We start from the raw sequence: 24,087 nt of genomic DNA, 5'->3' as shown, positions 1-24,087 counted from the left end.
TTTCGTTTTAATCTTATCAATAGGCTGTTATTGCCTTAAACCTCACATTAGATAGGGGGCTTGCTTGCTTTTTACTCCCCCGACAGGTTCAATCTGCACAAAAAAATGGGTGGATGCACATACATATGTCAATGAGCAAACAACTGCTGATCGTCGATGACGACCAAGAGATCCGCGAGCTGCTCAATGAGTACCTGACTCGGGCGGGCTTTCAGGTATTGACGGCGGCGGAGGGCAATGAGATGCGCCAGCAACTCGCCCAGCACAGCCCGGACCTGATTATTCTGGACATCATGATGCCCGGCGAGGATGGTTTTACCCTCTGCCAGCAGATCCGTCGTGACTCCCAGGTGCCCATCATCATGCTGACCGCCGCCTCCGACGAAGCGGATCGGGTGATCGGCCTCGAACTCGGCGCCGACGACTATATCGCCAAGCCGTTCAGCCCCCGTGAACTGCAGGCCCGCATCAAGGCGCTGCTGCGCCGCGCCGAATTCCGCCAGCCGGAAAAAGAGAAAGAGCCGAGCCGCCGCCTGCGTTTTGCCGAGTGGACCCTCGACACCCTGAGCCACCAGCTGACCCATGATGATGGCAGCCTGCTGGATCTCTCCGGCAGCGACGCCATGCTGCTCGGCATGTTCCTGCAACAGCCCGGCGTGGTGCTGGATCGGGACACCATCTCGGATGCCACCCGCGGCCGCGAAAGCCTGCCGATGGAGCGCGGTATCGACGTGCAGATCAGCCGTCTGCGCCAGAAGCTGGGCGACAACGGCAAGAGCCCGCGCATCATCAAAACCATCCGCGGTAGCGGCTACATGCTGATTGCCGAGGTGCACGAGCTGCCATGAGCAACAAGTGGTCCTGGGGGGCGCTGGTGCCCCGCTCCCTGTTGTCACGGATGATCCTGCTGCTGTTGCTGGCCATCCTGCTCTCCCAGACCATTCTGACCGGCATCTGGATGCAGCAGATCCAGAAGCGGGAGCTGGAGGGGATGCTCAGCACCACCCGCAACCTCGCCATGTCTGCCGCCTCCACCGTCAACTTCTTCAAATCCCTGCCGCTGCAGTATCGCCATATCGCGCTGGACCAGCTGCGCAACATGGGGGGCAGCCGCTTCTTCGTCTCGCTCAACGAGGAAGAGATCCACATCAACGCCATCCCCGACAGCGAACGCAAGACGCAGGTGCTGGAGGAGGTGCAGGGAGTGCTGACCCGCAAGCTCTCCGACGCCATGGCGATCAAGGTGGATTTCTCCCGGCCCGACGACCTCCACGTCTTCAACAACGACACCTTGCTGGCGGATCTTCCCTCCTCCTGGGCCCGCTACACCCTGTCGCTGGAGCCGCTCAATCCGCCGGTGCTGGTGACCCAGATCGAGATCGAAAAGGGAGAGTGGCTCTATCTGGCGGCCCTGCTGCCCGCCCCCTACATGACCCTCGACGATACCGTGATGCCGAGCAACCAGGTGCGTTTCATCGCCCTGATGACGGTGTTCCTCTGCTTCTTCACCTTTATGCTGGTGCGCTGGCAGACCCGCCCGCTGCGCCGTCTCGCCAAGGCGGCGGTGAATCTGGGCAAGGATATCGACCAACCTTCGCTCAAGGAGGAAGGAGCATCGGAAATCGTGGCGGCCACCCGCGCCTTCAACATCATGCAGCACCGCATTCGTCGCTATATCGACGATAGAGAGCGGCTGTTCAGCTCCATCTCCCACGACCTCAAGACCCCCATCACCCGACTGCGGCTGCGGGTCGAACTGCTCGACGACGAGGTGCAAATCGCCAAGTTCAACAAGGATCTCGACGAGCTGGAGCTGATGGTGAAAGGGGCGCTGCAGACGGTCAAAGAGACCGACATTCACGAGAATATCGAGGAGATCGATATCAACGCCCTGCTTGAGCAGATGGCGGAGTCGATGAACCTGCACGACGAGCGGCTGACCATCGAAGGCCACTGCAAGTGGCCCTACCGCGGCAAGCTGCTGGCGCTCAAGCGCTGCATCGGCAATCTGGTAGACAACGGCATCAAGTACGGCCAGCGGGTGCGCATCATCATCATGGATGACGAGGAGATGCTGATCCTCTTCATCATGGATGAGGGCCCCGGCCTGCCAGACGATAAGTTTGAGCGCATCTTCGAACCCTATTACCGGCTCAGTACCGATCAGGCCGGCACCGGCCTCGGTCTTGGCATCGCCCGCAACATAGCCCACGCCCACGGCGGCGATCTGGTGCTGGAAAATCGTCCGCAAGGTGGCCTGCAGGCCACGCTCTCCCTACCAAGGCAGTAACCTTATGAAGTGGTTGTCTTTTTCTGTCATCGCCCTGCTCTCTGCTCCCGTTGCCGCCTCCCAGGTGGAAGTGCTGCACTGGTGGACGTCCGGCGGCGAAGCGAAAGCGGTCGAAGTGCTCAAATCCGAGTGGACCAAACAGGGCAACCAGTGGAACGACTTCGCGGTACAGGGCGGCGGCGGCAAGAGTGCCATGACGGTATTGAAGAGCCGGGCGCTGGCGGCCAACCCGCCCGAAGCGGCCCACCTCAAGGGTTACGAGCTCAAGGAGTGGGCCGGGCTGGGCTTTTTGCGCGATCTCACCCCCATGGCCGAACACCTCGGCTGGTACAGTCAGATGCCGCCCATGGTGCGTGCCACCCTCAGCCAGAATGGCGCCCTGATGGCGGTGCCCACCGGCATCCACCGGGTCAACTGGCTGTGGCTCAACCGCAAGATCTTCGAGCGCAACAAGCTGACTCCACCCACCGACTGGGCCCAGTTTGTTACCGTCGCCGACCAGCTTAAAAAACGGGGCATCACTCCGCTCGCCATCGGCAACGAGCCCTGGCAGCTGGCGGTGTTGTTTGAAACGGTGGCGCTCGGTGAGGGCGGAAAAGAATTCTATCGCAAGGCGTTCCTCGAACAGGACAGCGCCACCCTGACCGGCCCCGATATGGTGCGGGTGTTGACCCGTTTCCAGCAACTGCGCGCCTATGTGCCGCAAAAATACGCTGGTCTGAAGTGGCATCAGGCCACCAATCTGCTGGAGAGCGGTGGCGCCGCCATGCAGTTGATGGGGGACTGGGTGAAGGGTGAACTGAGTGCGGGCAACTACCGACCGGGTGAGGATATCGCCTGCCTGCCGAGCCCGGGCAGCGCCGGACTGTTCAGCTACAACCTCGACTCCATCGCCATGTTCAAACAGCGGGATCCGGCCCAGCTGCAGGCGCAGGGGGATCTGGCCCAACTGCTGATGACGCCGCAATTTCAGGAGGAGTTCAATCGGGTGAAGGGGTCGATCCCGGCGCTGACCAACCCCGACATGAGCAAGTTCGACCGCTGCGCAGTCCGCTCCTATCAGGACTTCCTGCTGGCGGAAAAGCAGGACAACCTGCTGCCCAGCATGGCAGAAGGGATGGCGACGCCGACCAATATGCGGCAGGCAATCCTCGATGTGCTGAGCAACTTCTTCAACGACCCCAAGGCCAGCCCGGAGCAGACGGCGCTGCATCTGGAGCGGGCGATGCGCTCGACCCGCTGATCCGGGCACATTGCCAAACGGCAGAAATGACAAAGGCGGAATTGCTCCGCCTTTGTTGTTGAATCGTCATCCGATTCAGGATTGATCGTTCTCGTCCTCATCCTCGTCATAGTAATCGCTGAGCTCGATCCAGAGCCCCAACCCGACCATCACCATGGAGCCGAACCAGGTACCGGTATTCCCGATCGGACTGCCCATCACTATCATGGCGAAGGACAAGAACCCCATGCCTGCATAGGCTTGTAATCTGCCGTAGGAGACCTGCATATTCACCTCCTTGTTGAATATGGTTCAATTTTTATATTACTCGTCCGGCGCAAGCTGGATAGGGCCGAATAACATTTCGGTTACATATGCTGGTTAATGGGTCGTTTGTTTGATTATTTTTTAGCCCTGAGTATCATTGGCAGCCGAATAGGTTGAAGGTTGATAATAGATGAGTGATTTATTCTGCGATGCGACCCACGAGTTGGACGCAATCGGGCTTCGTTGCCCGGAACCCGTTATGATGGTTCGCAAGAAAGTGCGGCTGATGGCGGATGGCGAGACCCTGCTGGTCAGCGCCGACGATCCCTCAACCACCCGCGACATCCCCAGTTTCTGCCGCTTTATGGATCACACCCTGGTCGCCAGCGAGACAGAGCAGGCCCCCTACCGCTATCTGATCCGCAAGGGTCAATAAGCCCCCGTACCGGAGCACTCCATGACAACCATTACCCGAATCGGCACCACCCAGCGTTGGTCAGACGTGGTCATCCACAATGGCACCCTCTACGTGGTGGAAGTGCCCGTCAGCGAAGAGGCCGACATCCACCAGCAGACCCGCGAAGTGCTGGCAAGCCTGCAACGCCTGCTGGAAGCCAACGGCTCCGGCGTCGACAAGATCCTGATGGCCAATATCTATCTCAAAGACATTCAGGACATCGCTGCCTTCAACGAGCAGTGGGATGCCTGGATCCCGGCTGGCACCGCACCGGTTCGCGCCTGCGTACAGGCACGCCTCGCCCACGAAGGCTACAAGGTCGAAGTACAGCTGACAGCGGCTGTCTAAGCCTTTCCCGGCTTGAGCTAGCAAAAGGCCCCGCCATCACTGGCGGGGCCTTTTCGTTACCGAAACCTGAGCGACTTAGGCGGTCGGGGTCAGGGTAATGGTCACGCGACGGTTCTGGGCTTTGCCAGCGGCGGTGCTGTTGGTAGCAACCGGCTGATCCGGGCCCACGCCGGTGGTGGAGATGCGGCTGCCTGCTACGCCCTGACCAATCAGCTGGGCGGCAACGGCATCGGCACGATCGCGGGAGAGCTTCATGTTCAGGTCGCGGGAACCTGTACTGTCGGTGTGACCGACCACGTTCAGGCGGGTCTTGTCGAACTCGGCAACCACCATGGCCACGCCGGAGAGGGTGTTGGCACCGGCCGCTTTCAGCTGGGAACTGGAGCTGTCAAAGGTCACGTTGTTCGGCATGTTGAGGATCAGCTCATTGCCATTGCGGGTCACACTGACGCCGGTGCCCTGCAGCTTCTCGCGCAGCTTGGCTTCCTGCACGTCCATGTAGTAGCCGATACCGCCACCCAGCGCCGCGCCAGCAGCAACGCCGGTCAGGATGCCCTTCTTGCGGTCACCCTTGCTGGAGGAGAGCGCACCTACGGCCGCACCGGCAGCGGCGCCAGCCAGCGCGCCCCAGGCACCTTTGGAGGTCTGGGATTCACCTGTGTAGGGGTTGGTGGTACAGCCGCTCAGGGCAACGGTCAGTGCCAGAGCTGGCACCAGGATCTTGGCTCGCATGAAAAAACCTCTGTGAAAACAATCCGGCACCATGCCGGGGGCCGGATTGTAACGCGCTGGCACGCCATTGTCTGACGCAAGCCTGAACAGATGGCGAGAGTGGTGTTTTTTTGGGCAACCGACGGGTTGTCAGCGCGGTAACTGACACTCGGCGTGGCAAGGACAGCTGACCAGATGATCGTTCACCATCCCCACTGCCTGCATAAAGGCGTAACAGATGGTGCTGCCGACGAAGTTGAAGCCAAGCTTTTTGAGTGCTTTCGACATGGCATCCGACTCCGGTGAGGTCGCCGGAATATCGCCATTGCCCTGCCGCTGGTTAACGATGGGGGCGCCGCCAACAAAGCCCCACAGGTAGTCGGCGAAGTCGATCCCCTGCTCCTGCAACGCCAGATAGGCGCGGGCATTTCTGATGATCGACTGCACCTTGAGCCGGTTGCGGATAATGCCGGTGTCCTGCATCAACCGCTCCACATCCTGCTCGTCGAAGCGGGCAATCTGCACCGGATCAAAGTCCGCATAGGCGCGATGGTAGCTCTCGGTGCGCTTGAGGATGGTGATCCACGACAGCCCCGCCTGCTGGCCGTCGAGGCAGAGCTTGGCAAACAGCTCGCGGGCGTCATAGACCGGCCTGCCCCACTGTTTGTCATGGTATTCAATGTATTCCGGGTCCTTGGTCACCCAGGCGCAGCGCAGTTCCATTTCCTTCCCTCGTTATTTCAGCGGTTTGCCCGACCCTGCCCACTCTACAGGCGGCACTGCTCACATCATATACCGGACATCCTGCCCGACCAGCCAGGGCGCAGCCCCATCCCGCGAATCCGCTGCAATTTCGCCTATTATCCGACCATGCCAGACGGTATACTCCCTCGGTTCACATTCAGCAAATCTTGCTCTGATTTTCACTTCGCGCGAAAAAAATTATGCAAAAATTCGATGTCAAAACCTTTCAGGGCCTGATCCTGCAGCTGCAGGACTATTGGTCCCGCCAGGGCTGTACCATCATTCAGCCGCTGGATATGGAAGTGGGTGCCGGTACTTCCCATCCCATGACCTGTCTGCGTGCCCTGGGCCCGGAGCCCATCGCCTGCGCTTACGTGCAACCGTCCCGCCGTCCAACTGACGGCCGCTACGGTGAAAACCCGAACCGCCTGCAGCACTACTACCAGTTCCAGGTGATCATCAAGCCTTCCCCCGACAACATTCAGGAACTCTATCTGGGCTCCCTGAAAGAGCTGGGCATGGATCCTGAAATCCATGACATCCGCTTCGTGGAAGACAACTGGGAAAACCCGACTCTGGGTGCCTGGGGTCTGGGTTGGGAAGTGTGGCTGAACGGCATGGAAGTGACCCAGTTCACATACTTCCAGCAGGTTGGCGGCCTCGAGTGCAAGCCGGTCACCGGCGAGATCACCTACGGTCTCGAGCGTCTGGCCATGTACATTCAGGGCGTGGACAGCGTCTACGATCTGGTCTGGTCTGACGGCCCGCTGGGCAAGACCACCTACGGCGACGTGTTCCACCAGAACGAAGTGGAGCAATCCACCTACAACTTCGAACACGCCGATGTGGAGTTCCTGTTCCACTGCTTCGAGCAGTACGAGAAGGAAGCCCAGAATCTGCTGGCACTGGAAAAACCGCTGCCGCTGCCTGCCTACGAGCGCATCCTCAAGGCCGCTCACTCCTTCAACCTGCTGGATGCCCGCAAGGCCATCTCGGTCACCGAGCGTCAGCGCTACATCCTGCGCATTCGCACCCTGACCAAGGCCGTGGCAGAGGCATACTACGCCTCCCGCGAAGCGCTGGGCTTCCCTATGTGTCAGCGCAGTGAGAACAAGCAAGGTTAAGGAACGGACATGGCACAACATACATTTCTGGTAGAGATCGGTACTGCTGAGCTGCCGCCCAAAGCCCTGCGCTCCCTGGCCGAAGCCTTTGCCGACAACTTCAAAGCCGAACTGACCAAGGCCGATCTGGCCTTCGGCGACGTCGAGTGGTTTGCCTCACCGCGCCGTCTGGCGCTGAAGGTAAGCGAGCTGGCTGGCGAACAGCCGAGCAAGAGCGTCGAGAAGCGCGGCCCGGCCGTGTCTCAGGCGTTCGATGCCGAAGGCAAGCCGACCAAGGCTGCCGAAGGCTGGGCCCGTGGCAACGGCATCACCGTTGAACAGGCCGAGCGTCTGGTCACCGACAAGGGCGAGTGGCTGGTTCACACCGCCAAGGTAGAAGGCCGTCCGGCCAAAGATCTGCTGGGCGAGCTGGTTAGCCAGGCGCTGGCCAAACTGCCGATCCCGAAAATGATGCGCTGGGGCGACAAGACCATCCAGTTCGTGCGTCCGGTCTTCACCGTGACCCTGCTGCTGGATGGCGAGCTGGTGCCCGCCAACATTCTGGGTATCGACTCTGCCCGCACCATTCGCGGCCACCGCTTTATGGGCGAGAGCGAATTCACCATCGACAACGCCAGCCAGTACCCGCAGATCCTGCAGGAGCGCGGCATGGTGATTGCCGACTTCATGGCGCGCAAGGCCAAGATCAAGGCTGACGTCGAAGCGGCCGCAGCCGCCTTCGGTGGCGTGGCCGATCTGGACGACGCCCTGCTGGAAGAAGTGACCGCACTGGTCGAGTGGCCGGTGGTGCTGACCGCCAACTTCGAAGAGAAGTTCCTGGCCGTGCCGGCTGAAGCGCTGGTTCACACCATGAAGGGTGACCAGAAGTACTTCCCGGTCTACGACAAGAACGGCAAGCTGCTGCCGAAGTTCATCTTCGTCACCAACATCGAGTCCAAAGACCCGAGCCAGATCATCAGCGGCAACGAGAAGGTGGTTCGCCCCCGTCTCTCAGACGCCGAGTTCTTCTTCAAGACCGACCTCAAGCAGACCCTGGCCTCCCGCCTGCCGCGCCTTGAAACCGTGCTGTTCCAGCAACAGCTGGGCACCGTCAAGGCCAAGGTCGAGCGCATCGAGACCGTCGCCGGCTTTATCGCCGAGCGTATCGGTGCCGATGTGGCCCAGGCCAAGCGGGCCGGTCTGCTCTCCAAGTGTGACCTGATGACCAACATGGTCGGCGAGTTCACCGACACCCAGGGTGTCATGGGGATGCACTACGCCCGTCACGATGGCGAAGACGAAGCGGTGGCCGTGGCCCTCAACGAGCAGTACATGCCGCGCTTTGCCGGTGATGCCCTGCCGTCCGGTCTGGTTGCCTGCGCCGTCGCGCTGGCCGACAAGTTCGACACTCTGGCCGGTATCTTCGGCATCGGCATGCTGCCGAAGGGTGACAAGGATCCGTTCGCCCTGCGTCGCGCCGCCATCGGTGCCCTGCGCATCATGACCGAGAAGCAGCTGGATCTGGATCTGGTTGAACTGGTTGAAGAAGCGGTACGCGTCTACGGCGACAAGCTGACCAACAAAACCGTCGTTACCGACGTGGTCGACTTTATGCTGGGCCGCTTCCGCGCCGCCTATCAGGACGAAGGCATCGGTGCCGACGTGGTGCTGGCCGTACTGGCCCGCCGCCCGACCCGTCCGCTCGACTTCGATCGCCGCGTCAAGGCCGTCAGCCACTTCCGCACCCTGGATGCCGCACTGGCACTGGCTGCCGCCAACAAGCGCGTGAGCAACATTCTGGCCAAGGTCGAAGGCGAATTGCCGACTGCCGTCAAACCGGAACTGCTGGTCGATGCCGCCGAGAAGGCGCTGGCCACCCAGGTTGCCGAACTGCAAGCCGAACTGGCCCCGCTGTTCGCTGCCGGTGACTATCAGGCTGCCCTCACCCGTCTGGCCGCCCTGCGCGAGCCCGTCGACACCTTCTTCAACGAAGTGATGGTGATGGCCGACGACGAAGCCCTCAAGGCCAACCGTCTGGCACTGCTGAACAACCTGCGCAACCTGTTCCTGCAAGTCGCGGATATCTCCCTGCTGCAGTGATCTTGGTTGAGTAAGTGATATAAAAAAACGGCGCCTTAACGGCGCCGTTTTTATATAAAAATATTCTTCATACTTTGAAAGATGATTTATCAAATACACCCTGTAAATTCAACCAACCCTATTACTGGCAAAATACATAAATAACTCTGGGAAATTCAAAATCAGAACTTAATTAATTGCAAGAGAATTCATCAAACCACAAAAGAAGTGCGTAAACAGTACCATCTTCAGTTAGTTTATTTGAATGAACGTAATCATAAAACCTATTTTCAATATCTTTAGATGATGTTAACTCATTGAAAACACAAGATGCCTTAGATTTATTTTTCACTGAAAGCTTTTGAAGTGACAGCATAACCAAAGGTAATATTTCATCTTGCCTTTTTTTGCAGTTAACTGCATTTATGTAGTCAGAACACTCGAGTGTCATTAATAATGAGGCATCCCCTGCATTATTGACATAATAATTTGAGAATGTTGCTGGCTCTGGCCTTGCACAGCCCAACAAGACCATTGCATATATAGAAAATATAAATTTCATGTTCATTACAAACGTCCGATACAACTAGGTGATGCTCCACCTTCTCTACTATATGCACTTCTTAATCCACAACGGTTACCCTGAGCATCCAAGTCTGCCGGGCAAGCACAATTACCATCATAGCTGGTAGAACTACTTCCCCCTCCTCCCTGCGCAGCTGCAACTACACCAACTATTGCTAGAGTACCAAGAACAACATCTGCACTCACAGCCCCACCACACTTCAAATAGTTATATTTCACCTTTTCGGCAGCATATTTCTCCTTACTGCAATAATATGGACTCATACAACCTGAGAGAAATAACGATAGAATTAAAATTAATTTTTCCATTTCCTATAGCACTTCATATTTATTTGGCAAGCATTTATAATATCAGCGATGCAAAAGCAACTCAGCCTTACATTATAAACAACCCCATGAAAAACATTAAAAATATGATTTAATAATTATGCATTGAATTATCAAGTCATTAACCTTACCAGCTTTCATTAGCTTTTTGGAGACCTCGATGATCATAAAGATGATATTTTCAATGCTTTATTGATATGAATCATATTTACCATATTGAAATTCACTGTTTTTCTTCCTAACTGCATAAGTCGAACCTTCCACTAGGACCAGTAGGTTCGATTAGCCGGAAGGCGTAATCGGACATTCGTGTAAATCACGCATGCGGTGCAGGCCGGTTTTAAACACTGGCGGGAGACGGGCGCCATCTCATCCCCGACCCGATCACCGGAATTACCCCTCTCGGGAAAGATGAGCTGTTATCATATGAGACAGTCCCCAGCGCCGCCACGCCCAAGAGGAAAGTCATGGATATACCTGCCGCCCCGTCCCCCGCCATCTGCCAGCTGTGTCAGGAGAAAGCAGATCTCGACTTCGACTTCACCATGGCCTTTCAGCCCATCGTCGATTGCAGCAAGCGCACCATCTTCGGCTACGAGGCGCTGGTGCGAGGGCTCAACAACGAGCCGGCGCAGAGCGTGATTGCCCGGGTCAACGACGACAACCGCTACCGTTTCGATCAGCTGTGCCGCATCAAGGCCATCGCGCTGGCGGCCCGGCTCGGGATGACGGGGATGCTGAGCATCAACTTTCTGCCCAATGCGGTCTACCGCCCGGAGCGCTGCATTCGCACCACCCTGCAGGCGGCCTGCGAGCACCTCTTCCCCATCGAGCAGATCATGTTCGAGCTGACCGAGGTGGAGCAGGTGCAGGATAGCCAGCATCTTCGCGGTATCGTCGATCACTATCAGGCGCTCGGCTTCAAGACGGCAATCGATGACTTTGGCGCCGGTTACTCGGGCCTCAACCTGCTGGCCGATTTTCACCCCGACATCGTCAAGCTCGATATGCACCTGCTGCGCGGCATCGACCAGGACCCGACCCGGCAAGCCATAGTGCGCCACTGTCTGGCGCTGTTTGCCGAGTTGCAGATCACCCCGCTGGCAGAGGGGATCGAGACCCGCGAAGAGATGGCCTGCCTGCGGGAGATGGGCGTCAGCCTGATGCAGGGCTACCTGTTCGCCCGCCCCGGCTTTGAAAACCTGCCCGAGGTGGATTTCGCCAGCCTGTAAGCCATATCAACCGCAGCTGCGCAAACATCCGGCTCCATTGCGCTGGATGACAAGCGGTTTAGCCAGCACCACTGCTATGATGCTGGCACCTGTTCATCAACGACCGAGATATCATGAAACGCAAAACCATGGCCCTGCTGCTGGGCACCCATCTGCTGGTCGCGGCGGCAGGGTTTGCCGCCGGTGTCTACACCCTACCAATCCTGATCGCGCCACCCGCCCCTGATACCGAGCTGGTAGCGGCCAGCCAGCAGCAAGCGAGATTCCACGGCACCTTTCGCCGGGATCTGAAAGACAGCGATCGGCTGCACTGGGGGGAAGGCAAGGTGAGCATAGGGCAGGATGCCATCAGTCTGATGGGCAAGCTGGCCCCCGGGCCGGACTACCAGCTCTACCTCTCCCCCGAGTTTGTCGAGACCGAAGCCGATTTTGCCCGCCTCAAGGATCAGATGGTGCGAGTCGGGCCGGTGAAGACCTTCGACAACTTTATCGTGCCGCTGCCCGCCACGATCGACCCGGCCCGCTACAGCAGCGTGATCGTCTGGTGTGAAACCTTCGGCCAGTTCATCACCGCCGCCCGTTATCAGGATCTGCGTCCGGAGCAGTAACCTCGCCCCAGACCCGCACCATGAAAAAGGGCTGACATCGCTGTCAGCCCTTTGGCTATCCGATCCGCTCGTCATTAACGCTCCGGCTTGGTCATCTCCTGCAGCAGCTGATCGATGCAGCCCACTACCTGCTCTGAGTTCTGCTCGATCTCGCGGTAGAGCGCCTCCGCCTCTTCATGCTTGTGCTGATTTTTCAGCTCGATAATCTGCTGGATCACCTGATGCAATCTGGCGTGGGGGGCGGCCATCGCCCTGAAGGCGGGTTGATCGCCGCAGCATGCCTGCCCTTCGCTGAAGTACCAGTGGCCAAGGCGGCACTCCTTGTCACTGACCGCCTCGCTGCGCGACAGCCCCTCCTGCCCATCCAGATAGGCACGCACCCGAGTCTTCCAGCCCATGTGAGCGGCGCGGGCGCGACTCAGCACCATCCGCACGTTGGAACCATCCTGGAACTGCCCGGCCAGATCCCCTAGCTTGTCCACCAGGGTCGCCACATGGCTGGCGATATGGGCGGTATCCCGCGCCACCAGCGTGGTGGCCTGGGAGATCTCATGGACGCTGACGATATTGCGGGTGATCTCGTCGCTCACCGAGGATTGCTCCTCCGAGGCAGCGGCGATCTGGGTGTTCATGTCGCGAATACTGTTGACCGCCCCCTTGATCCGGCCGAGAGCTTCTCCCGCCTGATTGGCCCGCTCCACCGACTCCCCCGCCCGCGAAACGCTGTGTTCGATCATGGTCACCGTGGTGCCCACCGCCCGTTGCAACTGCTCGATGGTGCCGCGGATCTCGGCGGTTGAGTGCTGGGTGCGCCCGGCCAGCGAGCGCACCTCGTCGGCCACCACCGCAAAACCGCGCCCCTGTTCGCCGGCCCGGGCCGCCTCGATAGCGGCGTTGAGGGCGAGCAGATTGGTCTGCTCGGCGATGGACTGGATCACCGCCAGCACAGAGCCAATCTGCTCGCTGGCCTTGGCGACCTCTTTCACCGTGTTGCCCGCGCTGGCGATCTCCTCCGCCAGCTGTTCGATCATGTTGACGCTCTGCTGCACCACCTCATCACCGGTGACCGCCTGATTGTCCGCTTCGTTGGCCGCCTCGGCCGCCTGCGCCGTGTTGTTGGCCACCTCGTGTACCGTGCTGGTCATCTCGGTCATGGCGGTGGCGAGCTGGGTGGTCTGCTCCTGCTGGCGCGTCATGCTGCCAAGGTTGCCGGCCGCACTGCGCGACAACCGCTCACTCTCGCCAGCCAGTTCGCCCAGTGTCGCGGTGAGCTGGCTGATGGTGTTGCGGATCTTGGCAACAAAGCCATTGAACGCCGACCCGAGGCGGCGGATCTCCTCCGGTCCCGCCACCGGCAGCTTGCTGCCGAGATCGCCGGAGCCATTGGCCAGCGCCTCCAGCGCCTTGACGCTGTCGAGCAGCGGACGATTGATGCGATTGAGAGCGAACGCCATCACCATGGCAATCACCAGAGCCCCTACCAGAGAGATGATCGCCATCTGCCAGCCCTGACGAGCCAGATCGGCCGCGACCAGACTGTGATCCCGGGTCAACTCGATGATACCGACCGCCTTGCCGGAGTAATCGCGCAGAGGCGCTGCCATCAACAGCAAATCACTCCCCTGCTGCGTCATATTGACGAAGCGTTCCTCACCGGCCAGTACTGGCTGATACCACTCCATCACCTCACCAAGCCGGGATGTGCCAACCAGCGTCACCAGCTTGCCCTGCTCAAACAGATAGATGGCGAGCTGTACCTGCTTGTCCAGCAGTTGGCCAAACAGCTTTTCATCCAGGGCACGACCGAACTCCACCGAACCGACCGGCTGCCCGTTGAAGGTGACCGGCACGACCCCGCGCAAACCGGTACCAGCCACGCCAATCTCCAGCCCGCCAACGGCATGATGCTCACGATTCACCTCAACCACAGTGGGGCGAATGGCAGAGAGGTCATCACCGTGTTTTTCCGGCTTGTGTACCCGATAGAGAGAGGTGGCTGGCGGCAGGTGGAACTGGAACTGCTCGATCCCCTGCGCCTTGATGGCGGGCCAGAGCGGATCAAACAGATTGGCGAGGGTCTGCCAATCCTTGTCGGCCACCGCCTTTGCTGCATCCGGCCGCTGGGCAATCAGAGTTGCCGCCAGCACGGTTTCATGGCTGGTGTTTTTGATCACCGCTTCCACGTTCTGGAGCTGGCTCCGCAGTGCAGCCTGCTCGGCCGCGAGCGCCCGCTGGCGATTTTCAAACAGATTAAAGGTAAGCAGCACCACGGCGAGCAATACGATGCCGCCGATTGCCAGCAGCGTGATCTGGTGACCCAGCTTGCGAGGGGGGAACATAAGACACCATCCTTGACAGTCATACCCAACCTACAGGATGGAACGGTTAAGTCGGGAGTCCATCAGAACTTAACCCTTTGTTGATATTGATCAAACGATTAACAAGCAAAATGCGAGGTGGGTCAAACGGGGGGAAAATCCACCAGATAGAGGGCCATTCCCTGCTTCGTGAGAGGCCCTGCATCCAGCCAATAACCAACCCGCAGGCTGGCGAGCGGATTAACGAAAACGGTGCAGGTGGTAGTCGACATGGTAGTCGTTACCATTGCGGAACATGATGGAGTAGTTGAGGAACTCTCCGCTCTCGCTGTATGAGAGCGAGGTGAGCCGCAGGATAGGGGTCCCCTGCTCGATATGGAGCAGCTCGGCAGTAACCCGATCCGCCAGCACGGCACTGAAGCACTCATAGTTACCCGCAATCGCGATGCCACACTCCCGTTCGATGTAGTCGAATTTGGACCCTTCCAGATGGGCGACCGACAGATTGCGAAACAGTCTGACCGGCATATAGCTCTCTTCCAGCAGCAGAGCCCGACCATCCACCGAGCGGATCCGGCTGGAGTAATAGACGGGTTCATTCACCTTCACCCTCAGCTGACTGGCGATGGCCGGTGGCGCAGGCATGGTGCGAAATTCCAACACCTGGCTGGTCAACGTGCGCCCCTGCTCGCGCATCAGTTCGGTAAACCCGCTCAGCCCTTTGGTCTCATGCTGGACATCCTTTTTCGTCACATAGGTGCCGCTGCCGTGGCGCCGCTCGACCAATCCCCACTCGATCAACATGTCTACCGCTTTGCGAATGGTCATGCGGGAGACACCATACTGTTCTGCCAGCGCTTTTTCGCCCGGCAACACATCTCCCACCCGGCACTCGGCACCGTTTACCCTGATCCTGAGTCGATCAGCCACCGATTTATAGATCACTGCTAGACATCTCCTGTGGTCACAACGCCAACCATCTTATTCTTAATCAAGTGGTTAAATTGCTTAAAAACAATAACTTAACTTTCAACTAAAGCTGCAAGAACATCACGAAACCAAGAGGTACAACAATATCGCAAAAGTTAGACATCTTTGTCTAAATAACTGCATGCGTCAGATCACATTATTCCAAGATATTTCATGAGGTCTCTTTTTATCGTTGCTAATTTGCATCTGGCAACACCGGCAAGGATTCGATTAGCTATTTCAACCAAGGGACAATATATGCTCAGTCAAATTCAACGTTTTGGCGGAGCAATGTTCACTCCTGTACTGCTTTTTCCTTTTGCAGGTATGGTAGTAGGCATTGCAATTATGCTGAAAAACCCGATGTTTGTCGGTGAATCACTGGCAAACCCACAAGGATTATTCTTCCAGATCATCCATATTATTGAAGAGGGTGGCTGGACAGTATTCAGAAATATGCCGCTCATATTTGCGATTGGCCTGCCAATCGGTCTGGCAAATAAGGCACAAGCTAGAGCTTGTCTGGCTGTATTGGTCAGTTTCATGACCTGGAACTATTTTATCAACGCCATGGGCATGACCTGGGGCAGTTATTTCGGGGTCGACTTCAGTCAGGATGTGGGGGGGGAAAGTGGCCTCGCCATGGTGGCGGGGATCAAGACCCTGGATACCAGCATCATAGGGGCCATCGTCATCTCCGGCATCGTGACGGCACTGCACAACCGCCTGTTTGATCGCCAACTGCCGGTCTTTCTCGGCATCTTTCAGGGCAGCTCCTTTGTCACCATTGTCGCCTTCTTCGTGATGATCCCCTGCGCCTGGCTGACCCTGCTTGGCTGGCCAAAAGTACAGATGGGCATCGCCTCCCTGCAGAATTTCATGCTGGTCTCGGGTCCGGTCGGGGTGTGGGTATACACCTTCCTCGAGCGGATTTTGATCCCGACCGGCCTGCATCACTTTATCTACGGCCCCTTCATCTTCGGTCCAGCGGCAGTAGAGGGGGGCATTCAGCTCTATTGGGCACAGCACATGCTGGAGTTCAGCCAGAGCACTCGCCCGCTGATTGAACAGTTCCCTCAGGGTGGCTTTGCCCTGCACGGCAACTCGAAGATTTTCGGTGCCATGGGGATTGCTCTGGCCATCTATGCCACGGCAGCCAAAGAGAACAAGGCCAAGGTGGCAGGCCTGCTGATCCCGGCCACCCTGACCGCCATTCTGGTCGGTATCACCGAGCCGCTGGAGTTCACCTTCCTCTTCATCTCGCCGCTGCTGTTTGCCATCCACGCCCTGCTGGCAGCCACCATGTCGACTGTGATGTACCTGTTTGGTGTGGTCGGCAACATGGGTGGAGGTCTGCTCGACCAGTTCCTGCCGCAGAACTGGATACCCATGTTCCACAACCATGCGGGAATGATGTTCACCCAGATCGCTATCGGGTTGGTCTTTACCGGAATCTGGTTCCTGATATTCCGCGCGCTGATTATCAGGCTCAATCTTAAAACACCTGGCCGGGAAGACAGTGAAATAAAGCTTTATTCCAAGTCAGATTATCAGGCAGCCAAAAATCAGCGTAGCAGTGATAGTGCAACACAAATTATCGAAGCGCTTGGTGGAGTTAAAAATATACGCAGTCTGAATAATTGTGCCACGCGCTTAAGAATATCGCTGGTTAACAGCAAGCTAGCCGCTGCAGATGAGGCGTTTATTAAATTAGGGGCCCATGGTGTCGTCCGCCATGGCGATAGTATCCAGGTAATTATCGGTCTGCATGTACCTCAGGTACGTGAAAATATGGAATCGATTATGAACAACAGTCATCAACAATCGTCTTTAGTAATGGAGTCATGATCATGAAAAAATTCTCTGTAGTCATTGCCGGTGGTGGCAGCACTTTTACTCCTGGTATCGTTCTGATGTTGCTGGAAAATCAACATCGCTTCCCGCTCAAGGAGATCAAATTCTACGACAACGATGGTGCCCGTCAGGAGATCATCGCCGAAGCCTGCAAAATCCTGCTGAAAGAGAAGGCTCCCGAGATCGCCTTCAGCTATGGCACCGACCCCAAAGCAGCGTTTAGCGATGTAGATTTCGTCATGGCCCATATCCGGGTTGGCAAATATCCGATGCGCGAGCTGGACGAGAAGATCCCGCTGCGTCATGGCGTGGTCGGTCAGGAGACCTGCGGCCCGGGCGGTATCGCCTACGGCATGCGCTCCATCGGCGGGGTGCTGGAGCTGGTCGACTATATGGAGCAGTACTCACCCAATGCCTGGATGCTCAACTACTCCAACCCGGCCGCCATCGTCGCCGAAGCGACCCGTCGCCTGCGTCCCAACGCCAAAATCCTCAACATCTGCGACATGCCGATCGGGATCGAGGGGCGCATGGCCCAGATTGCCGGTCTCAAATCCCGCAAAGAGATGCGGGTACGCTATTACGGCCTCAACCACTTTGGCTGGTGGACCCGCATCGAAGATCTGGAAGGCAACGACCTGATGCCGAAGATCAAGGAGCACGTCGCCCGCCACGGCTATGTGCCCAATAGCGCCAGCCATGCCGAAGCAAGCTGGAACGATACCTTCGCCAAGGCAAAGGATGTATGGGCGCTCGACCCGGATACCCTGCCCAACACCTATCTGAAGTACTACCTCTACCCGGACTATGTGGTGGCCCACTCCAACCCGGAACACACCCGCGCCAACGAGGTGATGGAGCACCGCGAGAAGCAGGTCTTCACCGCCTGTACCGACATCGTCAAGGCAGGCAATTCAGCAGCGGGCGAGCTGGAGATCGATGAACACGCCTCCTATATCGTTGACCTGGCAACCGCCATCGCCTTCAACACCCAAGAGCGGATGCTGCTGATCGTTCCCAATCGCGGCGCCATCCCCAACTTTGACCCGGAAGCCATGGTCGAGATCCCCTGCCTGGTCGGCAGCAGCGGACCAGAGCCGCTGCAGGTGGGCAGCATCCCGCTGTTCCAGCAGGGCATGATGGGCCAGCAGGTCGCGGTCGAGAAACTGGTGGTCGAAGCCTGGGTTGAGCACTCTTACCAGAAACTGTGGCAAGCCATCACCCTCTCCAAGACAGTGCCCAGTGCATCGGTGGCCAAGTCCATTCTCGATGACTTGATAAAGGCCAACAAAGCCTACTGGCCGGAACTGAAATAAACCGCCCATAAACAAAAACCCCCTCGTGACAGAGGGGGTTTTTCGTGTTGGCAACGGGTGCGGATTAACGCAGCGGTTTGACCGAGCGACGGACGATCAGCTCGGGCTGTACCGTCATCGACTCCACTTCCAGCTCCTTGTTGCGGATCCGGCTGACCAGATGCTTCACCGCCAGCTGGCCCAGTTCGGCCTTCGGGTGACGGATGGTGGTCAGCGGCGGGCTGGAGAAGCGCGCCATCTCCACATCGTCGTAGCCGATGATGGAGATATCGTCCGGCACCTTGACTCCCGCTTCCCAGGCAGCGCAAATCGCGCCGATCGCCATGGGATCGTCGAAGGCAAAGACCGCGGTCGGACGAGGCTGCAGGGCCAGGATGCGCTGCATGGCATCGAAGCCGCTCTGGCTCTCGTAGTCCCCTTCAAAGACCTGTTCATCTTTGAGGGTCAGACCGTGCTCGCCCAGCGCATCACGTACTCCGTCCAGTCGCTGCTGGGTGGTCGGCTTGGAGAGCTGGCCAGTGATGCAGACGATGTCGCGGTGTCCCAGCTCCAGCAGATGGCGTACGGCCATGCGGGCGCCGATGCGGGCGTTGTCGTTGATGACGTTGGCGAAATCGCACTCCGTGCCCCAATCCAGTACCACCTGCGGCACGTTCTTGTGGATGCGCAGCATGTCGCGCAACGGGGTGTCGATATCGGTACCCAATACCAGCAGTCCATCCACCCGTTTTTCCATCAGCATTCTCAGATAATGCTGTTGGCGAGGCGGCTGGTTTTCGGTGTTGCAGAGGATCAGGCTGTAGCCCTGTTCGAAGCAGTACGCTTCAACCCCTTGCACCACTTCTGCGAAGAAGGGGTTTACGCTGGTGGTAACCAGCATGCCAATGGTCTTGGTCGAATTTATTTTAAGACTGCGCGCTACCGAGTTGGGCGCGTAGTTGAGTTCTGCCACCGCCTCAATCACTTTCTGGGTCGCGTCTTCGCTGACCCGCCGAGTGTGGTTGAGCACATGTGAGACGGTGGAGATGGATACGCCTGCGCGCGAGGCGACATCCTTGATAGTGGCCATCTCTGTCTCCTGACTGTCAAAGGCGGAACATTAGCAGATTTCCCGAATAAAGGCTTGGTTTTAACGAGCTCTGCCACGGAATTGTCAATGCCGGCTAATTTAGGCGCTCATTTCTGTTTGCGCAAATGGATTGTGGTCAAAATGGGAGCGCTGTCAGAGTAAAATATCGCCAGATTAATCCTCTGGCGTTTGTCATAATCGCCTCTCGTTACCAAGATGTTAAGTCAACAAATCAAAATTAAGCTCTGATTAGCCTAAAATAACAGGTCATTTATTTCAAAATCCACCCATCCAACCCCCTCTGGTTAGTATCTTTAACAGCTTGTTATTGCCCCGTGAGGAATGATAGAACCATACCTATAGCCGGATGCACGGGATGTAGATCCGGAATGGCACACGGAAATGAAACAATCCACTGATTAAGGGACGAATCAATGCATAAGTTGAGCAAAATCACAGTTGGCGCAGCGGTTTCTTTGGCTCTGTTTGGATCGATCTCCATCGCCCACGCGGCAGACACCATCAAGATAGGTATCGCAGGCCCGGTCACAGGCCCGGTCGCCCAGTACGGGGACATGCAGTTCACCGGCGGCAAGATGGCGGTAGAGCAGATCAACAAGGCTGGCGGCATTAATGGCAAGCAGATCGAAGCGGTCGTCTATGACGATGCCTGCGATCCCAAACAGGCGGTGGCCGTTGCCAACAAGGTGGTGAATGACGGCGTCAAGTTCGTGGTCGGTCACCTCTGCTCCGACAACACCCTGCCCGCCTCCGACATCTATGAAGACGAGGGGATCCTGATGGTCACCCCCGCCTCCACCAACCCCAAGATCACCGAGCGCGGTTACCAGCTGACCCTGCGCACCATCGGCCTGGATAGCGATCAGGGCCCGACTGCCGCCAAGTACATCATCGAGCAGGTCAAACCCCAGCGCGTGGCCGTTATCCACGACAAGAAGCAGTACGGTGAAGGGATCGCTTCCAGCGTCAAAGCGGCGCTCGACAAGGCTGGTGTGAAAGTGGTGGCCTTTGAAGGGATCACCGCCGGTGACAAGGACTTCTCCGCCCTGATCGCCAAACTGCAGAAAGAGAACGTCGATTTCGTCTACTACGGCGGCTATCACCCTGAGCTGGGCCTGATCCTGCGTCAGGCTGGCGAGAAGGGGCTGAAAGCCAAGTTCATGGGCCCGGAAGGGGTGGGTAACAAGGATATCTCCGCCATCGGTGGCCCGGCTTCCGAAGGCCTGCTGGTGACCCTGCCGAACAAATACGATCTGGTGCCTGCCAACGCCCCGCTGGTGGCGGCGTTCAAGGCCAAGGGTCAGGACTCCTCCGGCCCGTTCGTCTGGACTACCTATGCCGCGGTGCAAACCCTGGCAGCCGGTATCGCCAAGGCGGGTGAAGATGACCCGGCCGCCGTTGCCGCCGCCATCAAGGCCGCACCGATCGATACCGTGATGGGCCCTCTGACCTGGGCACCGAATGGTGACCTGAAAGGCTTCGAATTCGGTGTGTTCCAGTGGCACGCTGACGGTACTTCCAGCCAAGTCAAATAATCTGCCGATCGGGGGTGAGTACGCTCACCCCCTCCTCTCTTTGCGGGCAAGTACAGGGAACGCAGTATGTCCGAACACCTCCTCTATCTGGTTCAGCAACTGCTGAACGGATTAACCATAGGCAGCACCTATGCGTTGATCGCCATTGGCTACACCATGGTCTATGGCATCATCGGCATGATCAACTTCGCCCACGGCGAGGTTTACATGATCGGCTCCTATGTCGCTTTTATGGTGATGGCGGGGCTCATGATGATGGGCATCGACAGCACCTTTTTGCTGCTGGGGGGCGCCTTCCTGGTCAGTATTATCATCACCGGCACCTATGGCTGGAGCATCGAGCGGGTCGCCTACCGGCCACTGCGCGGTGGCAACCGGCTGATCCCTCTCATCTCCGCCATCGGCATGTCGATCTTCTTGCAGAACATGATGCGGATGGCGCAGGGCTCGCGGGATATCGCCATGCCCAGCCTAATCTCAGGTGGCTGGACCCTGGGGGGTGAAGATGGTTTTCAGGCCAGCCTCTCCTATATGCAGCTGATCATCTTCGTGGTGACTTTCATCACCATGCTGGCGCTGACCCAGTTCATCGGCCGCTCCCGCATGGGCCGCGCCTGCCGCGCCTGTTCGGAAGATATCAAGATGGCCAACCTGCTGGGGATCGACACCCACGTGGTCATCTCCATCACCTTCGTACTGGGGGCTGCGCTGGCCGCCGTCGCCGGGGTGCTGCTCGGCATGTATTACGGCGTCATCAATCCCTACCTCGGCTTTATGGCCGGGCTGAAGGCCTTCACTGCCGCTGTATTGGGCGGTATCGGCAGCATTCCGGGCGCCGTACTGGGCGGCCTGCTGCTCGGCGTGGTTGAAGCGCTCACCGCCGGTTATCTCAGCACCGAGTACAAGGATGTGATGGCGTTTGCCCTGCTCATTTTTGTGCTGCTCTTTATGCCGACCGGCATCCTGGGTCGTCCGGAAGTGGAGAAAGTGTGATGAAACATCAATTTATCCACGCCTGTATCGCCAGCCTGGTGCTGCTGGTGCTCTCTTTCTGGCTGCTCGGCTTCAAGCTGGAGACCGATGGCTCCAGCCTGCAGGTAGTGAGCCGCCTCGATGTGTCGCTGGCCTGGCTGCTGGGGGGGGCCACCCTCGTTTTCTGGTTCCAGATGCTGCGCGGCCAGATTGCCAAGCTGTTTCAGGCCTCCATCAGCGGTTTCTCGGTCGGCTTCACCAAGCTGGTGCTACCGAGCCCGGAAGAGGCGCCCAAGCTCTATAACCTCACCGCAGTGCTGGTGCTGCTGTTCGCGGTGAGCTGGCCCTTTATGGCCTCTCGCGGCGCCATCGATCTCGCCACCCTCACCCTGATTTACATCATGCTGGGGCTGGGGCTGAACGTAGTGGTCGGCCTCGCCGGTCTGCTCGATCTCGGCTATGTCGGCTTCTATGCGGTCGGTGCCTACAGCTATGCCCTGCTCAACACCTACTTCGGACTGAGCTTCTGGGAGTGCCTGCCCATCGCCGGGCTCATGGCCGCTACCTTCGGCTTCCTGCTCGGTTTCCCGGTGCTGCGGCTGCGGGGGGACTATCTGGCCATCGTCACTCTGGGTTTTGGCGAGATCATCCGCATCCTGCTCAACAATATGACCACCCTGACCGGCGGCCCGAACGGCATATCCGGCATCCCCAAGCCGACGCTGGGGGGGCTGGAGTTCAACCGCACCGTCAAGGATGGGGGCTTTGATACCTTCCACAACTTCTTCGGCATTACCTACAACGCCAACCACAAGGTGATCTTCCTCTACCTGATGGCGCTGGTGCTGGTGGTGGTGACCCTGTTTGTCATCAACCGCCTGCTGCGGATGCCCCTTGGCCGCGCCTGGGAAGCGCTGCGGGAGGACGAAATCGCCTGCAAATCGCTGGGGCTCAACCCCACCATCATCAAGCTGACCGCCTTCACCATAGGCGCCACCTTCGCGGGCTTTGCCGGCAGCTTCTTTGCCTCGCGGCAGGGCTTTATCAGCCCGGAATCCTTCGTCTTTATCGAATCGGCCATTGTGCTGGCGATTGTGGTGCTGGGTGGCATGGGCTCCCAGATCGGGGTGGTGCTGGCTGCCATCGTGATGACGGTGCTGCCGGAGCTGGCCCGCGAGTTCAACGAGTATCGCATGCTGATGTTCGGCCTCTTGATGGTGTTCATGATGATCTGGCGGCCACAGGGATTGCTGCCGATGACCCGTCCGCATCTGGAGTTGAAGAAATGAGTACACATCAGAAGTTAATGGAAGTCTCTGATCTGTCGATGCGCTTCGGGGGCCTGCTGGCCGTCAACGGGGTCAAACTGGATATCGACAAGGGCGAGGTGATCTCCATCATCGGCCCCAACGGTGCGGGCAAGACCACCATCTTCAACTGCCTGACCGGCTTCTACTGTCCGAGCGGCGGCACCATCCGCTACAAGGGTGAGGAGATCCAGGGGCTGCCCGGCCATCTCATCGCCCGCAAGGGGATTGTGCGTACCTTCCAGCACGTGCGGCTGTTCAAGGAGATGACAGCGGTGGAGAACCTGCTGGTTGCCCAGCACCAGCACCTCAACACCAGCTTTATCGCCGGTCTGTTCAAGACCCCGGCCTTCCGCCGGGCGGAACAGGAGGGGCTGGAGCGGGCCGCCTTCTGGCTGGATAAAGTGGGCCTCAAAGATCTTGCCAACCGCGCCGCCGGTAATCTGGCCTACGGTCAGCAGCGCCGCCTCGAGATCGCCCGCTGCATGGCGACCCGTCCCGAGCTGCTGATGCTGGACGAACCGGCCGCCGGTCTCAACCCGAAGGAGACCGACGAGCTGGATGAGCTGATCATGAGCCTGCGGGACGAGTTCGGGGTCTCGGTGCTGCTGATCGAGCACGATATGAAGCTGGTGATGGGCATCTCCAACCGCATCTTCGTGGTCAGCCAGGGCACCCCGCTGGCCCATGGCAAGCCGGATGAGATCCGTAACAACCCGGCAGTGATCAAGGCCTATCTGGGCGAGTCGTAAG

23 protein-coding genes are annotated in these 24,087 nt (G+C 58.2%); 15 read left to right on the top strand and 8 right to left on the bottom strand.

Translation table 11 applies throughout. The annotated features are described in order from the left end of the window. Positions 1–125: 125 nt before the first annotated feature. From OKB77_RS21380 to OKB77_RS21370, 3 genes are read left to right on the top strand one after another with little or no spacing between them, the layout of a single operon-like run. Entirely contained in the window at positions 126–848 is a 723-nt protein-coding gene (locus tag OKB77_RS21380) for a response regulator (protein ID WP_005339475.1), read from the top strand. Beyond that, positions 845–2,290 carry an ATP-binding protein gene (locus tag OKB77_RS21375; protein WP_021229267.1) on the top strand — a complete coding sequence of 482 codons (1,446 nt, stop codon included), beginning with the start codon at positions 845–847 and terminating at the stop codon, positions 2,288–2,290. Before OKB77_RS21380 ends, OKB77_RS21375 begins: the two co-directional genes overlap by 4 nt. 4 nt (positions 2,291–2,294) lie before the next feature. Beyond that, the gene (locus OKB77_RS21370) at positions 2,295–3,533 is read left to right on the top strand and encodes an ABC transporter substrate-binding protein (protein ID WP_021229266.1); all 1,239 of its coding nucleotides are present in this window, start codon (positions 2,295–2,297) and stop codon (positions 3,531–3,533) included. A 75-nt stretch (positions 3,534–3,608) separates the two neighbouring features. Here the strand turns inward: OKB77_RS21370 and OKB77_RS21365 are convergent, their stop codons facing one another. Beyond that, positions 3,609–3,800 carry a hypothetical protein gene (locus OKB77_RS21365; protein ID WP_005339471.1) on the bottom strand — a complete coding sequence of 64 codons (192 nt, stop codon included), beginning with the start codon at positions 3,798–3,800 and terminating at the stop codon, positions 3,609–3,611. Positions 3,801–3,969: 169 nt separating this feature from the next. Here OKB77_RS21365 and tusA point away from each other — a divergent pair, with 169 nt between their 5' ends. Beyond that, positions 3,970–4,215, top strand: coding sequence for a sulfurtransferase TusA (gene tusA / locus OKB77_RS21360; protein WP_005342448.1), 246 nt, complete (start codon positions 3,970–3,972; stop codon positions 4,213–4,215). Positions 4,216–4,236: 21 nt separating this feature from the next. Beyond that, complete coding sequence (locus OKB77_RS21355) at positions 4,237–4,584, top strand: RidA family protein (protein ID WP_005355943.1); 348 nt, start codon at positions 4,237–4,239, stop codon at positions 4,582–4,584. 75 nt (positions 4,585–4,659) lie between these two features. On the opposite strand, the gene OKB77_RS21350 is transcribed toward OKB77_RS21355, so the two are convergent. After that, positions 4,660–5,316, bottom strand: a complete 657-nt coding sequence (locus OKB77_RS21350) for an OmpA family lipoprotein (RefSeq protein WP_005339468.1) — start codon at positions 5,314–5,316, stop codon at positions 4,660–4,662. A gap of 129 nt (positions 5,317–5,445) precedes the next feature. Beyond that, positions 5,446–6,018, bottom strand: a complete 573-nt coding sequence (locus tag OKB77_RS21345) for a DNA-3-methyladenine glycosylase I (protein ID WP_150390063.1) — start codon at positions 6,016–6,018, stop codon at positions 5,446–5,448. A gap of 221 nt (positions 6,019–6,239) precedes the next feature. On the opposite strand from OKB77_RS21345, the gene glyQ reads away from it, so the two are divergent. Together glyQ and glyS are read left to right on the top strand one after the other, a co-directional pair. Further along, positions 6,240–7,163, top strand: a complete 924-nt coding sequence (gene glyQ / locus OKB77_RS21340; RefSeq protein ID WP_005339464.1) for a glycine--tRNA ligase subunit alpha — start codon at positions 6,240–6,242, stop codon at positions 7,161–7,163. 9 nt (positions 7,164–7,172) lie between these two features. Beyond that, complete coding sequence (glyS, locus tag OKB77_RS21335) at positions 7,173–9,242, top strand: glycine--tRNA ligase subunit beta (RefSeq protein ID WP_265776455.1); 2,070 nt, start codon at positions 7,173–7,175, stop codon at positions 9,240–9,242. 172 nt (positions 9,243–9,414) lie between these two features. On the opposite strand, the gene OKB77_RS21330 is transcribed toward glyS, so the two are convergent. Both OKB77_RS21330 and OKB77_RS21325 read right to left on the bottom strand, forming a co-directional pair. Further along, positions 9,415–9,789 (bottom strand): hypothetical protein, encoded by a 375-nt coding sequence (locus tag OKB77_RS21330; protein WP_152524099.1) that lies wholly within the window; start codon positions 9,787–9,789, stop codon positions 9,415–9,417. Next, positions 9,789–10,115, bottom strand: coding sequence for a hypothetical protein (locus OKB77_RS21325; RefSeq protein ID WP_152524098.1), 327 nt, complete (start codon positions 10,113–10,115; stop codon positions 9,789–9,791). Before OKB77_RS21325 ends, OKB77_RS21330 begins: the two co-directional genes overlap by 1 nt. Before the next feature lie 485 nt (positions 10,116–10,600). Here OKB77_RS21325 and OKB77_RS21320 point away from each other — a divergent pair, with 485 nt between their 5' ends. Next, on the top strand, positions 10,601–11,365 hold the full coding sequence (locus OKB77_RS21320; protein ID WP_270818463.1) for an EAL domain-containing protein: 765 nt from the start codon (positions 10,601–10,603) through the stop codon (positions 11,363–11,365). 113 nt (positions 11,366–11,478) lie between these two features. Further along, on the top strand, positions 11,479–11,973 hold the full coding sequence (locus tag OKB77_RS21315) for a DM13 domain-containing protein (protein ID WP_236297792.1): 495 nt from the start codon (positions 11,479–11,481) through the stop codon (positions 11,971–11,973). Positions 11,974–12,047: 74 nt separating this feature from the next. Here OKB77_RS21315 and OKB77_RS21310 read toward each other — a convergent pair whose 3' ends face one another. Next, complete coding sequence (locus OKB77_RS21310; protein ID WP_265776452.1) at positions 12,048–14,312, bottom strand: methyl-accepting chemotaxis protein; 2,265 nt, start codon at positions 14,310–14,312, stop codon at positions 12,048–12,050. Between the two features lie 219 nt (positions 14,313–14,531). Then, the gene (locus tag OKB77_RS21305; RefSeq protein ID WP_236289605.1) at positions 14,532–15,236 is read right to left on the bottom strand and encodes a GntR family transcriptional regulator; all 705 of its coding nucleotides are present in this window, start codon (positions 15,234–15,236) and stop codon (positions 14,532–14,534) included. A 282-nt stretch (positions 15,237–15,518) separates the two neighbouring features. Here OKB77_RS21305 and OKB77_RS21300 point away from each other — a divergent pair, with 282 nt between their 5' ends. After that, positions 15,519–17,108: an alpha-glucoside-specific PTS transporter subunit IIBC gene (locus OKB77_RS21300; RefSeq protein ID WP_236289627.1), complete on the top strand. Its 1,590-nt coding sequence runs from the start codon at positions 15,519–15,521 to the stop codon at positions 17,106–17,108. Beyond that, complete coding sequence (locus OKB77_RS21295; protein WP_232489819.1) at positions 17,105–18,430, top strand: 6-phospho-alpha-glucosidase; 1,326 nt, start codon at positions 17,105–17,107, stop codon at positions 18,428–18,430. The genes OKB77_RS21300 and OKB77_RS21295 overlap by 4 nt, the downstream gene beginning before the upstream one ends. A gap of 64 nt (positions 18,431–18,494) precedes the next feature. Here the strand turns inward: OKB77_RS21295 and OKB77_RS21290 are convergent, their stop codons facing one another. Beyond that, positions 18,495–19,499, bottom strand: a complete 1,005-nt coding sequence (locus tag OKB77_RS21290) for a substrate-binding domain-containing protein (protein WP_005355925.1) — start codon at positions 19,497–19,499, stop codon at positions 18,495–18,497. Positions 19,500–19,933: 434 nt separating this feature from the next. Here OKB77_RS21290 and OKB77_RS21285 point away from each other — a divergent pair, with 434 nt between their 5' ends. The 4 genes from OKB77_RS21285 to livG all read left to right on the top strand — a co-directional run bounded on the left by OKB77_RS21285 (position 19,934) and on the right by livG (position 24,086). Then, positions 19,934–21,055 (top strand): branched-chain amino acid ABC transporter substrate-binding protein, encoded by a 1,122-nt coding sequence (locus tag OKB77_RS21285; RefSeq protein ID WP_005339442.1) that lies wholly within the window; start codon positions 19,934–19,936, stop codon positions 21,053–21,055. Between the two features lie 66 nt (positions 21,056–21,121). Further along, a complete protein-coding gene (livH, locus tag OKB77_RS21280) occupies positions 21,122–22,048 on the top strand; it encodes a high-affinity branched-chain amino acid ABC transporter permease LivH (protein WP_005339439.1) in 927 nt (308 codons plus the stop codon). Next, a complete protein-coding gene (locus OKB77_RS21275) occupies positions 22,048–23,316 on the top strand; it encodes a high-affinity branched-chain amino acid ABC transporter permease LivM (RefSeq protein WP_005355922.1) in 1,269 nt (422 codons plus the stop codon). The genes livH and OKB77_RS21275 overlap by 1 nt, the downstream gene beginning before the upstream one ends. Continuing rightward, positions 23,313–24,086, top strand: a complete 774-nt coding sequence (gene livG / locus OKB77_RS21270; protein ID WP_005339435.1) for a high-affinity branched-chain amino acid ABC transporter ATP-binding protein LivG — start codon at positions 23,313–23,315, stop codon at positions 24,084–24,086. The genes OKB77_RS21275 and livG overlap by 4 nt, the downstream gene beginning before the upstream one ends. Position 24,087 lies beyond the last annotated feature (1 nt).

The organism is Aeromonas sp. Y318-3, assembly GCF_027706185.1.
GTDB lineage: Bacteria > Pseudomonadota > Gammaproteobacteria > Enterobacterales > Aeromonadaceae > Aeromonas > Aeromonas veronii.
This window is presented reverse-complemented; position numbering and strand designations above follow the sequence as displayed.